The following is a 13139-nucleotide window of genomic DNA, read 5'->3' on the forward strand; positions in this document are numbered from 1 at the left end:
CCTAGTGGTTGACGCGTGGTCGGTGGGTCAGCTCGAGCGCCGCATCGCGCGGAGCCCGACGACGAGGCCGATCGCGGCGACGGCCGCGGCCGCGGCCACGCCCCGCAGCACCGTCCCGGTGGGCCACGAGCCCGCGAACAGCGCGCGCTCGGCCTCGATGATGTAGCCGAGCGGGTTGAGGTCGGCGAGGAAGCGGAGCCAGCCCGGGGCGCCGTCGAGCGGGAGCAGGACGCCGGCGAGGAGCAGCAGCGGGAAGATGAGGGTCTGCTGCACGGTCCAGAAGATCCAGTCCTGACCGGCCGAGACGATGGCGAGCGCGAACGACAGCGCCCCGATGCCGACGGAGAACAGCGACAGCACGGCGAGCCCGACGAGCACGCCGCCGAGGTGCAGCTCGAACGAGAACGGCGTCACGACCGCGACGATCAGCGCCGCCTGCGCGAGCATCGGCACGGCCTCCTTGAGTGCGCGGCCGACGAGCAGCGACGAGCGCCGCAGCGGCGAGACGAGCAGCCGCTCGTGCGAGCCGGTGTTGATCTCGAGCGTCAGGTTCGAGCCGGTCATCGAGGCGCCCATGAGCGCCGTCATCGCGATGATGCCCGGCACGAACCACTGCAGCGCGCTCCCGCCCGGCACCTCCGGCAGCAACGGCGCGAACAGCGCGAGGAACACCAGCGGCTGCACCATCGCGAAGAGCAGCGACGCCGGCTCGCGCAGCATCGGCCGGAGCTCGCGGGTCATCACGTTCCAGGTGTCGGCCACGAACCCGGGCTCGCGGACGGCGTCCGGGTGGCTGGTGGTCGTGGTCCGGTCGATCGTCAGGGTGGTCATGCTGCGGCTCCTTCGGTCGTGGCGGTCCCGGTCGTGGTGGTGGCGGCGGCGGTCTCGTTCGACTCGCGCAGGCTGCGGCCGGTGAGGTGCAGGAAGACGTCGTCGAGCGTCGCGCCGACGACCTCGAGGCGGACGGCGGGCGTGCCCGCGGCGGCCAGGTCGGTGACCAGGCCGGGGACGAGGTCACGACCGTGGGCGACGCGCACGGTCAGGTCCGCGCCGTCCACCTCGACCGACGCGCCGTCGAGGCGCCGCGCCCGCTCGGCCGCCCGGGCGGCGTCGTCCGGGGTCGCGAAGCCGAGGGAGACCAGGTCGCCCAGGCCGGACTTGAGCCGGGTGGAGCTGTCGTCGGCGATGACGACGCCGTGGTCGATCACGACCACCCGGTCGGCGATCGCGTCGGCCTCCTCGAGGTAGTGCGTGGTGAGCACGATCGTGGTGCCCAGCTCGCGGTTGAGGCGCTGCACCTGCTCCTGCAGGTTGACCCGGTTCTGCGGGTCGAGGCCCGTCGACGGCTCGTCGAGGAACATCAGCCGGGGGCTGTGCACGAGCCCGATGGCGACGTCGAGGCGGCGTCGCTGACCGCCCGACAGCGTCGAGACCGGCCGGCCGGCGTGCTCGGTGAGGTCGAAGGCGTCCAGCAGCTCGTCGGCGCGGGCGTGGGCCGCCGTCCGGGACAGGCCGTGCGCGCGGGCCTGGCCGACGACCTCGTCGCGACCGCGCTGCTGGTGGCCGGCGGCGTTGCCCTGGCCGACGTAGCCGATCGAGCGGCGCACCGCGCGCTGCTCGCGCACGACGTCGAAGCCGGCGACCTCGGCGGTGCCCGACGTCGGCTCGACGAGCGTGGTGAGCATCCGCAGCGTGGTCGACTTGCCGGCGCCGTTGGGGCCGAGGAAGGCGACGAGCTCGCCGTCGGCGACGGTGAGGTCGAGGCCGCGGACGGCGTGCACCTCGGCCTTGTGACGCGTGAACGTCTTGGTCAGTCCCTGGGTCCTGATGACGGGTGTCTGGGTCATGGGGACGACGCTAGACACGGCTTAGGTCAGGTTCTGGCCTCAATCGGATCTAGCCTGGACGACATGTCCACCAGCGCCCGGATGCTCTCGCTGCTCTCGCTGCTGCAGACCCACCGCTACTGGCCCGGCGACGAGCTGGCCACGCGGCTCGAGGTCAGCGGACGCACGCTGCGCCGCGACATCGAGCGCCTGCGCGACCTCGGCTACGCCGTCGACGCGACCCGCGGCGTCGCCGGCGGCTACCAGCTGCGCGCCGGCGGCCAGCTGCCGCCGCTGCTGCTCGAGGACGACGAGGCGGTCGCGATCGCCGTCGGACTCCGGACGGCGGCCGCCGGCTCGGTCGGCGGCCTCGAGGAGACCTCGGTGCAGGCGCTGACCAAGGTGGTCGGCCTGATGCCACCGCGGCTGCGCCGGCGCATGGACGCGCTGCAGTCGCAGACCGACACCCCGGGCCCGTGGCGCGGCGGCCCCACCGTCGACGCCACGCTGCTCACCACGCTCGCCCAGGCCTGCCGCGACGACGAGCCCCTCGCCTTCGACTACGCCGCGCGCGGTGGCGCCTCCGGCGGCGAGGTCACGCGCCGGCGCGTCGAGCCGCACCGCCTGGTCTCCCTCGGGCGCCGGTGGTACCTCGTCGCCTACGACCGCGACCGCCTCGACTGGCGCTCCTTCCGCGTCGACCGCATCGCCGCGCCGGCGACGTCCGGGACCCGGTTCCGCCCGCGCGAGCTGCCCGGCGGCGACGCGGTGGCCTACGTGCAGGCGGGCTTCCGCCGCATCCCGCACCGCTACGACGTCCGGGTGCAGGTCTCGGCGCCGGCGGCGGCGGTCGCCTGGGCGGTCGGCAGCTACGGCGACGTCGTCGCGATCGACGACGCCACCTGCCGCCTCGAGATGGCCGTCGACGACCTCCGCTGGCCGGTCATGGTGCTCGCCCAGGTCGGCGCCCCGTTCGTCGTCGACTCGCCCGACGACCTCCGCGCCGAGTGCGCCCGCACCGCCGAGCTCTTCTCCTCGGCCGCCACGCCGCGGTAGTCCCTGGCAGGGATCACGTCCGGGCGACCGTCACCCGTGATTCTTGCCAGGGACTATCCCGCCGGGGCGGTCAGGACGGGTACCGCGACGACGGCACCCGGACCTCGGGTCCGGGGCCGGGCTGGCACGAGGGGCACCACCAGGTGCGCCGGTGCGCCGGGTCGTTCGGCAGCTCGGCGACGACCCGCACCTCGGTGCCGCACCGCAGGCACGGACGACGGGCGCGACCGGCGACCCAGTGGTCCTCGCCGCGGCGCGACGACCCGGTGGTCACCTGGTAGGCACCGCGCACGGTCGCCGAGTGCCGCAGCGCGGTCGCCGCGCGCGCGACCAGCCGCTCGACGTCGACGTCGGCGACCGGCGTCCAGGGGCTGACCCCCGACAGGAAGGCCAGCTCGTTGGCCCACAGGTTGCCGAGGCCGGCGACGAGGGTCTGGTCGAGCAGCGCCGAGACCAGCGGCGTCGAGCCGGCGCCCCGCAACCGGTCGACGGCGACGGCGGCGTCCCAGTCGTCGCGCAGCGGGTCGGGGCCGAGGTGACCGACCCAGCGCCCCTCGTCGGACGTCGCCGCGAGGTCGAGGTCGTGCAGCCGCAGCCCCCACGCCGTCGAGCCGGTCTCGAGCGCGAGCACCAGCCGGACGTCGTGGGCGAGCCGGCGCGGCAGCACCTTGCCGGGCCCGGTGACCGACCACTCGCCGTCCATGCGCAGGTGGCTGTGCAGGGTGACCGGGTCGCCGTCGAGACCGGAGAACCGGGTCAGCAGGTGCTTGCCCCACGTCGCGTGCTCGACGATGCGGCGCCCGGCGAGGTCTCGGGTCGCCAGTCGCGGCATGCGCAGCTCGGAGCGCACCACCTCGTGCCCGAGCAGCGAGCGGTCGAGGCGCCGCGCGAGCTTGAAGACGCTGTCCCCCTCCGGCACCCCTCGATCATGCCCGGGTGCGACGCGACAACCAGACACCCAGGAGGGCGATGGCCGAGGTGACCGAGAGCGCCGCCACGAACGGCGCCAGCTCGGGCGCCGCGCCGGCCGCGGAGAACGCGAGCCCGCCCACGGCGATCGCCACCGCCGCGCCGACCGAGTCGCCGAGTGCCATGGCCGAGGTGTTCGCCGCGCGCTCGTCGTCGGGCGACTCGCCGAGCACCAGGACGCCGACCCGGGGCGTCTGCAGGCCCATGCCGACGCCGGCGACCGCCCAGGTAAGGGGCAGCAGCCAGCCGGGCAGGCCGAGCGCGGCGACGGCGAGCGTGGCGAGCAGGCCGGCGGCCACGAGCGGGGAGCCGATGCGCAGAGCCTGCCGGTCGCCGAGCCGGTCGCCGAGCCGGCCCTGCACCTGCGAGGCCGACGCCCACCCGAGCGCGGCCGTCGTGAGGGTGAGGCCCGCGACGGTGGCGGAGGCGTCGTAGCGCTCCTGCAGCAGGTAGGGCAGGTAGATCTCGCTGCCGAGGAACGCCGCCGAACCGGCGCCCCTCACGGCGATGATCGCCGGCAGGCCGCGCCGTCCGACGAGGAACCCGGGCGGCACGAGTGGCCGGACGGCGAGCGCCACGACGGCGAGCGCGGCCACCGCGGTCACGACCGCGAGGACGCCGTCGGCCCGGCCGGCGAGGTCGAGGGCGAGCACGGCCACGGCGGCGAGGCCCGCCCACGCGAGCCGGCGGCGCGGGTCGCCGGCCGGCGTGGCGTCGTCGAGCCTGGTCGACTCGGCGGCCCGCACCGCAGGCAGCACGGCGAGCAGCCCCGGCACGCAGAGCACGACGACGCCCAGGAACACCCAGCGCCACCCGACGGTCTCGGTGGTGAGGCCGGCGAGCGCGGGCCCGATCATCGACGGCACGACCCACGCGGCGGCGAACGCGCCGAGGATGCGCGGCCGGTCGGCGTCGTCGTAGACCGCGCTCACGAGCAGGTAGAGGCAGACCACGAGGCCACCGGCGCCGAGCCCCTGCAGCAACCGGCCGGCGACGAGCACCTCCATCGACGGCGCCAGCCCGGCGACCAACAGGCCGAGCGCGAACAGCCCGACGACGCCGACGAGGGGTCGGCCGGGTCCGCGCCGGTCGGCCCAGATGCCGGCCGCGACCATGCTCACGACCCCGGCCGCGAGCGTGCCGGAGAACGCGACGGCATAGAGCGAGCGGCCGTCGAGCTCGTCGCTCACCGTGGGCATCGCGGTGGTGACCGCCAGCGACTCGAACGCGGCGAGGAAGACCAGTCCGACCATGCCGATCGTCGACCAGCGGTAGCGCGGGTCGAGCAGGGGCGTGGTGGCGCGCTGGGCTGTCGTGGTCACCCGGACGACGCTAGGAGCTCGAGTCGACTCGAGGTCAAGCGAACACCCCCTCGGGGAACGCCCCGGCCGCGATGGCCTTGATCACCAGGGGCTTGCCGATCGCCTTGAGCCGGGCGGCGCCGTCGTCGCCGAGCCTCGACCAGGGGGCGGCCGCGAGGTCGTCGGTCATCTGCTCGACCGATGCGCGCTGGTCGTGCCCGGCGGCGGTGAGGGTGCCGTCGGCGGTCATGAGCTCGCGCTCGGCGAGGCCGGCCACGGCGGCGGCCCACTGCTCGTCGGACCACGCACGCGTGGCCTGGGCGGCCGGCTGCGTGAAGCCGCGGCCGGTGGCGGTGTGGGTGACCAGCGCCTCGATGCCCGACAGACCGTGGGCGTGCAGGGCCGCGATGTGCCCGTCGCCGCGGAACTCGCGCAGCAGGGTCAGCCCGTGCCACAGCGCCAGGTGGGGGACGTCGGGCCAGTCGAGGTCGGCGTGGGCGGCGAAGAGCGGGCGTCCGGCGGGGTCGGCGCCCTCGACGGCGGTGCGGGCGAGCCCGGCGGCCTCGGCGATCTCGGGAGCGGCGAGCGCGTCGTCGCCGAGAAGGCGTCGGTAGGCCGTGTCGACGCCGCGGAGGCGGGCGGCGACGACGTCGTCGGGCGAGGCCGCCGCCCACGCGGGCGGCAGGAGCTTGGCGACGAGAGACGGGTTGAAGACGAAGAACGTGGCGGCCACGACGCCGGGCGTGACCGCGCCCAGAGGAGCGGCGCGCGAGGCGAAGTAGGTGGTGCGGCCCGTGCGCACGCCCAGCTCGACGAGCTCGGCGTCGACCTCGGGGGCGAAGTAGCAGAGCGCGTGCAGGGTCTCGAGGGTGCGGGCCGTGCGGCCGGCGACGGTGGCGTCCACCGTCCCTGTCTACACGCCGGCGGGGACAGGATGCGTAGGGATACTCACCCGCACGCGGCCCGCCCCGCCTAGCCTCGCCGCATGGCCCCGACCACGTTGCCCCGCGTCGGCATCACCGCCGCCGCCCACGCGCTGCCGCCCACGGTGCTCACCACCGCGGAGGTGCAGGCCCGCATCGAGGCCGCCTCCGGCTTCGCCCTGCCGGCCCGCCTGCTCGAGAACCTCACCGGCATCCGGGAGCGGCACGTCGTCGTCGAGGGGGAGCAGTGGGCCTCGTCGCTCGCGATCGAGGCCGGACGCCGCGCGCTCGAGCGGGCCGGCCGCGACGCCGAGGAGGTCGACCTGCTGGTCTTCGCCAGTGCCAGCGCCGACTTCGTCGAGCCGGCCACCGCCCACGTCGTCAACCACGCGCTGGGCTCGCGCGCCCACTGCCTCGACGTCACCAACGCCTGCAACTCCTTCGTCAACGGCCTCGACCTGGCCCGGGCGATGATCGAGGTCGGCCGCGCCCGCACCGCGCTCGTCGTCACCGGGGAGGCGCCGTCGCTCTCGACCCGCTGGCAGGTGAAGGACGTCGCCGACGCCGCGCACCACTTCGCCGGCTACACGTTCGGCGACGCCGGGGCGGCCGTCGTCCTCGAGCCGGTCGAGACCGGCGGGTTCGGGCGCACCGAGAGCGAGACCCACAGCGAGCACTGGGAGGTCGGCGGCATCTTCGGTGGCGGCACCCGCTGGCCGCGCGACCTCGACAAGACCTACTTCACCGGCGCCGGCCGCGAGCTCAAGCGGGTCTTCGAGAAGATCGGCCCCGCCATCGTCGACTCCACGATGGCCCACGCCGGGCTCGAGTGGGGCGACCTCGCCGCCGTGTTCGTGCACCAGGTGACCGCGCCCTACGTCGAGCGCTTCTGCGAGGTCACCGGTGCGCCCCGTGAGCTGCTCGACGTCACCGTCGCCACGCACGGCAACGTCGCCTCGGCCACGCTGCCGCTGCAGCTGAGCCGGCGCTGGGACTCGCTGCGCTCCGGCGACCGCGCGCTGTTCCTCGGCCTGGGCGGCGGCGTCTCGGTGATGGCGACGCTGTGGGAGAAGTCGTGACGGACCTGTGGGTCGTCGTCCCCGCCTACGACGAGGAGGCCGGGCTACCGCAGACGCTGGCCGCCCTCGCCGCGCAGACCGACCAGGACTTCACGCTCGTCGTCGTCGACAACGGCTCCACCGACCGCACCACGGCCGTCGCACGCGAGTTCGCCCGCACGGTGCCGCTCGTCGTCCACGTGCTCGACGAGCCGGAGAAGGGGGTCGGCTGCGCCGTCGACACCGGCTTCCGGACGGCGATCCGCGGCGGGGCGACCCACCTCGCCCGCACCGACGCCGACTGCCTGCCCCGCGCCGACTGGGTCGCCGAGGTGAAGGCCGGGTTCGCCGACGGCGCCGAGCTCGTGTGCGGACACCTCGTCGCGCGGAAGGACGAGAACGGCCTGCTCGCCCGGGCCGCCTTCCGGGGCATGGTCGTCGGCGCGGCGGCCTTCGGCCGCTACCGGGCGGCCAACCGGGGCGACGACTACCTGGTGCCGTACCAGATGCACGCCGGCAACAACATGGCCATCACGGCCGAGCTCTACGAGCGCTGCGGCGGCATGCCCCGCATGCCCTCGCCGACCGACCGCACGTTCCTCAACCGTGTGCGCCGGTGCACCACACGCGTCCAGCAGCGCCGCACGATGGTCTCCGAGAACTCGATGCGGCGCATCGACGCCTACGGCGTCGTCGGGGCGGCGCGGTGGTACCTCGACCGCGGTCCCGGACGCCTGACCCCCGACCCGCGATGACGGCCGCGACGACCGTGATCGACGACCTGCTCCCCGCCCTGCTCGCGACCCCGGACGACGCCGCGTTCGTCTCGGTGCGACGGACCAGGACCACCTGCGTCACCCGCGGTGAGCTCGCCGACCGCGCGCTGGCCGTCGCCGGCCTGCTGCACGCTCGCGGCCTCGACGCCGGCGACACGGTCGCGCTCGCCGTCCGCCCCGGGCCGGCGGCGCTGGCCGTCGTCCTGGCGTGCCTGCGGCTGCGCCTGCGGGTGGCCCTGGTCGACCCGGCCGTGCCGGCCGACCTGCTCACCGCCCGGCTGCACGCCGCCGCCGCGCGGCTCGTCGTGGCCGACCCGGTCGTGCGCGCCGCGGCCGGCTGGGCCGCGCCGCTCGCCCGTCGAGCGGGCCTGCGTCTCGCCCCGCTCGACGCCATCGCCCCGGTGCTCGTGCTCCCGCGACGTCTGCCGTCACGGTCTTCGCCGGACCGCTCGTCCGATGAAGCTGCAGAGGCACTGGTCGTCTTCACCTCCGGCACCACGGGCGACCCGCGGGCCGTCGTCCACACGACGGCGTCGATCTCCGCCGGGCTGGGCGCGGTCACCGGGCTGACCGAGGTCCGGGGCGGGCGACCCGTCGTCGCCGGCACCTTCTTCGCGATGGCCCCCGCCCTGCTCGCGGGGGCCCCGGTCGCGACCCGGGCCCGCCGTCGCGAGGTCGAGGCGCTGCGCCCCCAGCTCACCTACGTCACGCCGCCCCAGGCCCGCGACCTCCTCGACGACGGCACGCGGCTCACCGGACGGGTGTTCGCCGGCTCGGCCCCCGTCTCGGCGCGGCTGCTCACCCGGCTCCGCGACGCGGGAGCCGAGGAGGCGTGGGGCGTCTACGCCCTCACCGAGGCGTTCCCGGTCGCGGCGGTCGAGGCCCGCACCAAGGCGGCCCACGGTGGCGACGGCGGCCCGGCCGGTGACCTGGTGGGCGACCTGGTGCCGGGCATGACCGCCCGCACCGACGCCGACGGCCAGGTGCTCGTCGCCGGCGCCGGCACGGCCGCGCGCTACCTGGGCGGCCCGCCGCTCGCCGAGGTGGCCACCGGCGACCGCGGCACCGTCTCCGGGCGGCGGGTCGTGCTGCACGGACGACTCAAGGACATGGTGCTGCGCGGTGCCGAGAACATCTATCCCGGACTCCACGAGCCCTCGCTGCAGGTGCCCGGCGTGGCGCTGGCGGTGCTGGTCGGCGTCCCCGGCGACGACCTCGACGAGCGGCTCGTGCTCGTCGTCGAGACCGAGCCGGGTGCCGCCGCGCACGACGTCCGACGTCGGCTGCGCGCGCCGCTCGCCGCGATGGGCCCCGCCGCGCCCGACGAGGTGGTGTTCGCGCCCGTGCCGACCAGCGGCCGGTCGCGCAAGCCCGACCGGGCCGCAGCCGCGAGGATGCTCACATGACCCGGCGCTGGCGCGAGCTGCTGATGGCCTCGCACCGGCGCTACACCCGGGCCAACGGCGACGCCCTGGCCGGCTCGGCCACCTACTCGCTCCTGGTCGGCCTGGTGCCGGTGCTGATCCTGGTCGGCGGGGTGCTCGGCTGGGCCGGGGCCAGCCCGTCGACGGTGGCGGACGGCGTCTGGACCGCGGCCGAGCGGGTGCTGCCGCACGAGGTGGCGCTGGTGGTCGAGGCGGCGAGCGCCGACGTCGACCGCCGCCTCACCTGGGTGTCCGTCGCGATCGTGCTCTGGCTCTCGGTCCGCTCGATCCGCGCGCTGCGCACCGCCTTCCGCGCGGTCTGCGGCCAGGACAACGGCTCCGGCAACGTGGTGACCGACAACCTGCGCGACGTGTGGCTCGCCGGCGCGACCTACCTCGCCGCGACGCTGTCCGTCGTCCTCGTGGCCCTCGCCCCGGGCCGCCTGGTCGGTGAGGTGCTCGGCGCCGGGTGCCTGCTGGGCCTGGTCGGTGGTGCCATGTGGCTGCTGCCGTGGCCCGACGGGCGCCGTCCCTCGCCCCGGCGGACGGCGTGGGCCGCGGTCGGCGCGACCGTCGTGATCCTGCTGCTGGGCACGGCCGGCGGCGCCTACCTCGACGCCACGATGCCCGGGCGCAGCGAGGTCTTCGGCGTCGTCGCGACCCTGGTCGCCACCGCGCTCTGGGTGGCGCTCTCGGTGCGTGCGGCCCTGCGGGCCCTGTCGATCGCCTCGGTCGTCGAGGAGTGGTCGCGGCCGACCCCGCCCGACGAGCGCGCGCTGTGGGTCGTCGTCCCGGCGTTCGAGGAGGCGGCCGGCATCGGGGCCACCCTCGCCGCCCTCGCCCGCCAGGACGACGTCGGGTTCGCCCTCGTCGTCGCCGACAACGGCTCCCGCGACGACACGGTCGCCGTCGTCGAGGCCTTCGCTGCCACCGCCCCGTTCGCCGTGCACGTCGTCGTCGAGCCCGAGCGAGGGGTCGGCTGGGCCCTCGACGCCGGCGTCCGGTTCGCCACGGCCCACGGGGCCGCGCTCATCGCCCGCACCGACGCCGACGCGCTGCCGCACCCCGACTGGGTGCGCCGCATCCGACACCGGTTCGCGAGCGGCGCCGAGGTGATCGCCGGCGCCAGCATCCCGCGTCGCGACGAGTCACCGAGCTTCGCCGAACGCATCGTCCTGCCGAACGTGCAGCGTCTGCTCGCCGTCTACGGCCGCCTGCGCGGCGCGCACCGCGGGCCCGAGTACCTCGCGCCCTACGTGCTCACCCACGGCCACTCGTTCGCGATCACCGCCGACGTCTACGAGCGCGCCGGCGGCGCCGAGCGGCAACGGCTCGAGGAGGGCTCCGAGGACGTCGAGCTGCTCAACCGGGCGCGACGCGTGACGCCGCACGTCGCCCGCGCCGAGGAGGTCGTCGTCGAGAGCTCGCTGCGGCGGCTGCGCGCCTGGGGCGTGCGGCGCACGCTGCTCTGGTACTGGGACCGGCGCTACGTGCCCGAGACGCCGGAGGAGGTGCACGTCCGGTGAAGGCCAGGCGCAGGGACCGGCAGGTCTACACCGCGTCGCACCCCGTGCTCTTCCGGCTGCTGTCGCGCACCGCGTCGAGACCCGTGCGCCGCCTGGGCTCCCGCGTCGTCGTCAACGGCTACGACGAGGCGCGCCACGTGCTCACCAAGGTGCCGCTCGACCGCACCGACGCCCGCACCACCGGCGGGGCGATCCGCAAGCACGAGGGCGAGGGGGCGCTGTTCGACGAGTCGGGCGAGGCCCACCGTGCCTCGCGGCGCAGCCTCGCCGAGCGCCTCGACCACCGCGGCGTGCTCGAGCTGAAGCGGCACTACCGCCCGCCGATCGACGACGCCGTCGACCTGCTGCGGGCCGGCCACGAGGTCGACGTGTGCGAGGTCGCCGACGCCGTCGCCGGCCGCACGGTCGACGCGCTCCTCGACCTCGGCCTCACCCCGTCGCAGAGCACCGACCTCGCCCGCGCCGCCCGTCGGACGGCGTCCGCCGCGGCGGCCGCCGAGCTGCCGTCGGTGCCGGGCCGGCGACGCCCGCCCTACCGCGACCACCTCGCCGAGACGTTCGGCGGCCGCGTCGACCCGCTCGGCAAGATGCTCGCGCTGGCCGCCGTCACCACCACCTACGCCGCCGTGCCGCGCGCCGTCGCCTGGGTCGCCGACGAGGGCTGGTGGGACCTGTGCCGCGACGAGACCCTCCTCCCGGTGCTCGTCGACGAGCTGTTGCGCGTGCTGGCGCCGACGCCGTTGCTGCCCCGCGTGCCGGCCGGCCCGGCGGTCGTCGGTGGCGTGGCGGTCTCGCCCGACGACCAGCTGGTGCTCGTCGTCCGGCACGCCGTCGAGGCGCACCGGCGCGACCCGTCGGTCGACGACCCGGCCCCGCGGGCGCAGAGCGCGCTGGTGTTCGGGGCCGGCCCCCACGCCTGCCCCGGTGCCGCGCTCGCCCGCGCCCAGCTGGCCGACGTGCTCGGCGCGTTGGCGCTGCAGCCCTCGCGGGTGGTCAGGGCGGTGCCCGACCGGCACGCCGCCCTGCCGGCCTGGCGCGAGCTGAGGATCGCGCGATGAGGGTCGCGCTCACCGGCGCGTCCGGCTTCTGCGGCGGCGCGGCCGCACGGCTGCTGGTCGACGCCGGCCACGACGTGGTCACGCTCGGGCGCCGCGCCGGTGCCGACCGGCGCTGGGACGCCGCGCGCGACACCCCCGACCTGCGAGGCTGCGACGCCGTCGTGCACCTCGCCGCCGCCGTGGGCGACGGCCCGGGCGACTACGAGCGCGTCAACGTCGACGGCGCCCGCCGGCTGCTGGCGGCTGCGGCCGGGCGCCGGGTGGTCTGGGTGAGCTCGTCGAGCGTCTACGACCCGCGGCCGTCGCGGGCCCTCGTCACCGAGGACCACCCGACGACGTCGGGCCACCTGAGCGCCTACGGGCGCACCAAGGCACGCGGCGACCGGCTCGCGCTCGACGCCGGCGCCGTCGTCCTGCGCCCGCGGGCGGTCTACGGGCCGGGCGACCCCCACCTGCTGCCCCGGCTGCGGGCCGCCGTCCGGTGGGGGAGGGTGCGGCTGCCGGGCGACGACGTCCGGCTCTCGCTCGTGCACGTCGACAACCTCGCCTCGGGGTGCGTCGCCGCCCTGGGGTGGGACCCGGGCGCCTACAACCTCGCCGACGACGTGCCGGTCGCTCGTGACGCGCTCGTGGCCGCGGCCACCGGCGCACGGGTCGCGCACGTGCCGGTACCCGTCGCACGGGGCGCGGCGCGTGTGCTCTCGACGGTCGCCGGCGTCACCGGCCGCGAGCCGCTGCTGACGCCGTACGCCGTCGACCAGCTCGCGCACGACTTCTGCCTCGACACCACCCGGGCCCGGGCGACGGGCTGGCGGCCGGCCGCGCTGCTCCCGGCGTACCTGGCTAGCCTCGGGACGTGCCCGCCCGACTCCGTCCTGCTCCGGCCGCCGACGTCGCCGCGGCCCGCGAGCGGCTGAGCGCGCGCACCCACGACCGCGCTGACCTGAAGCTGCTGGTCAAGCACTACCTGGCTCTGCTGGAGGCCAAGGTGCCCGGCAACTCCGTCGAGGTGCGCGTGCCGCCGTTCGCCGCCGTGCAGGTGGTGCCCGGCGTCAAGCACACCCGCGGCACCCCGCCCGCCGTCGTCGAGACCGACGCCGAGACGTTCATCGCCCTCGCCACCGGGGCGCTGGCCTACGTCGACACGATCACCGACGGCACCGTGATCGCCTCGGGCGAGCGCACCGACCTCACCCCCTACCTGCCGCTCTGAGCTCCGCTG

The 13139-nt window shown here is 76.1% G+C and carries 13 protein-coding genes; 8 read left to right on the forward strand and 5 right to left on the reverse strand.

Annotated elements, in window-relative coordinates; genetic code table 11:
* Positions 1–27 precede the first annotated feature (27 nt).
* Both ABFT23_RS11495 and ABFT23_RS11500 read right to left on the reverse strand, forming a co-directional pair.
* Positions 28–831, reverse strand: a complete 804-nt coding sequence (locus ABFT23_RS11495) for an ABC transporter permease (protein WP_347895275.1) — start codon at positions 829–831, stop codon at positions 28–30.
* Positions 828–1847 carry an ABC transporter ATP-binding protein gene (locus tag ABFT23_RS11500; RefSeq protein ID WP_347895277.1) on the reverse strand — a complete coding sequence of 340 codons (1020 nt, stop codon included), beginning with the start codon at positions 1845–1847 and terminating at the stop codon, positions 828–830. Before ABFT23_RS11500 ends, ABFT23_RS11495 begins: the two co-directional genes overlap by 4 nt.
* Before the next feature lie 63 nt (positions 1848–1910).
* Here ABFT23_RS11500 and ABFT23_RS11505 point away from each other — a divergent pair, with 63 nt between their 5' ends.
* Positions 1911–2882 (forward strand): helix-turn-helix transcriptional regulator, encoded by a 972-nt coding sequence (locus tag ABFT23_RS11505; protein ID WP_347895278.1) that lies wholly within the window; start codon positions 1911–1913, stop codon positions 2880–2882.
* A 70-nt stretch (positions 2883–2952) separates the two neighbouring features.
* On the opposite strand, the gene ABFT23_RS11510 is transcribed toward ABFT23_RS11505, so the two are convergent.
* From ABFT23_RS11510 to ABFT23_RS11520, 3 genes are read right to left on the reverse strand one after another with little or no spacing between them, the layout of a single operon-like run.
* Positions 2953–3801, reverse strand: a complete 849-nt coding sequence (locus ABFT23_RS11510) for a DNA-formamidopyrimidine glycosylase family protein (protein WP_347895279.1) — start codon at positions 3799–3801, stop codon at positions 2953–2955.
* 7 nt (positions 3802–3808) lie between these two features.
* Complete coding sequence (locus tag ABFT23_RS11515; RefSeq protein WP_347895280.1) at positions 3809–5173, reverse strand: MFS transporter; 1365 nt, start codon at positions 5171–5173, stop codon at positions 3809–3811.
* 34 nt (positions 5174–5207) lie between these two features.
* On the reverse strand, positions 5208–6056 hold the full coding sequence (locus tag ABFT23_RS11520) for an SCO6745 family protein (RefSeq protein ID WP_347895282.1): 849 nt from the start codon (positions 6054–6056) through the stop codon (positions 5208–5210).
* 81 nt (positions 6057–6137) lie between these two features.
* On the opposite strand from ABFT23_RS11520, the gene ABFT23_RS11525 reads away from it, so the two are divergent.
* Genes ABFT23_RS11525 through ABFT23_RS11555 form a run of 7 tightly spaced genes read left to right on the forward strand, consistent with a single transcriptional unit; the run spans position 6138 to position 13130 of the window.
* Positions 6138–7154, forward strand: coding sequence for a 3-oxoacyl-ACP synthase III family protein (locus ABFT23_RS11525; RefSeq protein ID WP_347895284.1), 1017 nt, complete (start codon positions 6138–6140; stop codon positions 7152–7154).
* Positions 7151–7888, forward strand: coding sequence for a glycosyltransferase family 2 protein (locus tag ABFT23_RS11530; RefSeq protein WP_347895286.1), 738 nt, complete (start codon positions 7151–7153; stop codon positions 7886–7888). The genes ABFT23_RS11525 and ABFT23_RS11530 overlap by 4 nt, the downstream gene beginning before the upstream one ends.
* Positions 7885–9315: a class I adenylate-forming enzyme family protein gene (locus ABFT23_RS11535; RefSeq protein WP_347895288.1), complete on the forward strand. Its 1431-nt coding sequence runs from the start codon at positions 7885–7887 to the stop codon at positions 9313–9315. Before ABFT23_RS11530 ends, ABFT23_RS11535 begins: the two co-directional genes overlap by 4 nt.
* Positions 9312–10859: a YhjD/YihY/BrkB family envelope integrity protein gene (locus ABFT23_RS11540; protein WP_347895290.1), complete on the forward strand. Its 1548-nt coding sequence runs from the start codon at positions 9312–9314 to the stop codon at positions 10857–10859. Before ABFT23_RS11535 ends, ABFT23_RS11540 begins: the two co-directional genes overlap by 4 nt.
* Positions 10856–11917, forward strand: a complete 1062-nt coding sequence (locus ABFT23_RS11545; RefSeq protein WP_347895292.1) for a hypothetical protein — start codon at positions 10856–10858, stop codon at positions 11915–11917. The genes ABFT23_RS11540 and ABFT23_RS11545 overlap by 4 nt, the downstream gene beginning before the upstream one ends.
* The gene (locus ABFT23_RS11550) at positions 11914–12834 is read left to right on the forward strand and encodes an NAD-dependent epimerase/dehydratase family protein (protein WP_347895293.1); all 921 of its coding nucleotides are present in this window, start codon (positions 11914–11916) and stop codon (positions 12832–12834) included. Before ABFT23_RS11545 ends, ABFT23_RS11550 begins: the two co-directional genes overlap by 4 nt.
* Positions 12774–13130 (forward strand): sterol carrier family protein, encoded by a 357-nt coding sequence (locus tag ABFT23_RS11555; protein ID WP_347895295.1) that lies wholly within the window; start codon positions 12774–12776, stop codon positions 13128–13130. The genes ABFT23_RS11550 and ABFT23_RS11555 overlap by 61 nt, the downstream gene beginning before the upstream one ends.
* The last annotated feature ends 9 nt before the right edge of the window (positions 13131–13139 follow it).

Origin of the sequence: Nocardioides secundeburneus (assembly GCF_039939255.1) — a bacterium.
Lineage (GTDB): Bacteria > Actinomycetota > Actinomycetes > Propionibacteriales > Nocardioidaceae > Nocardioides.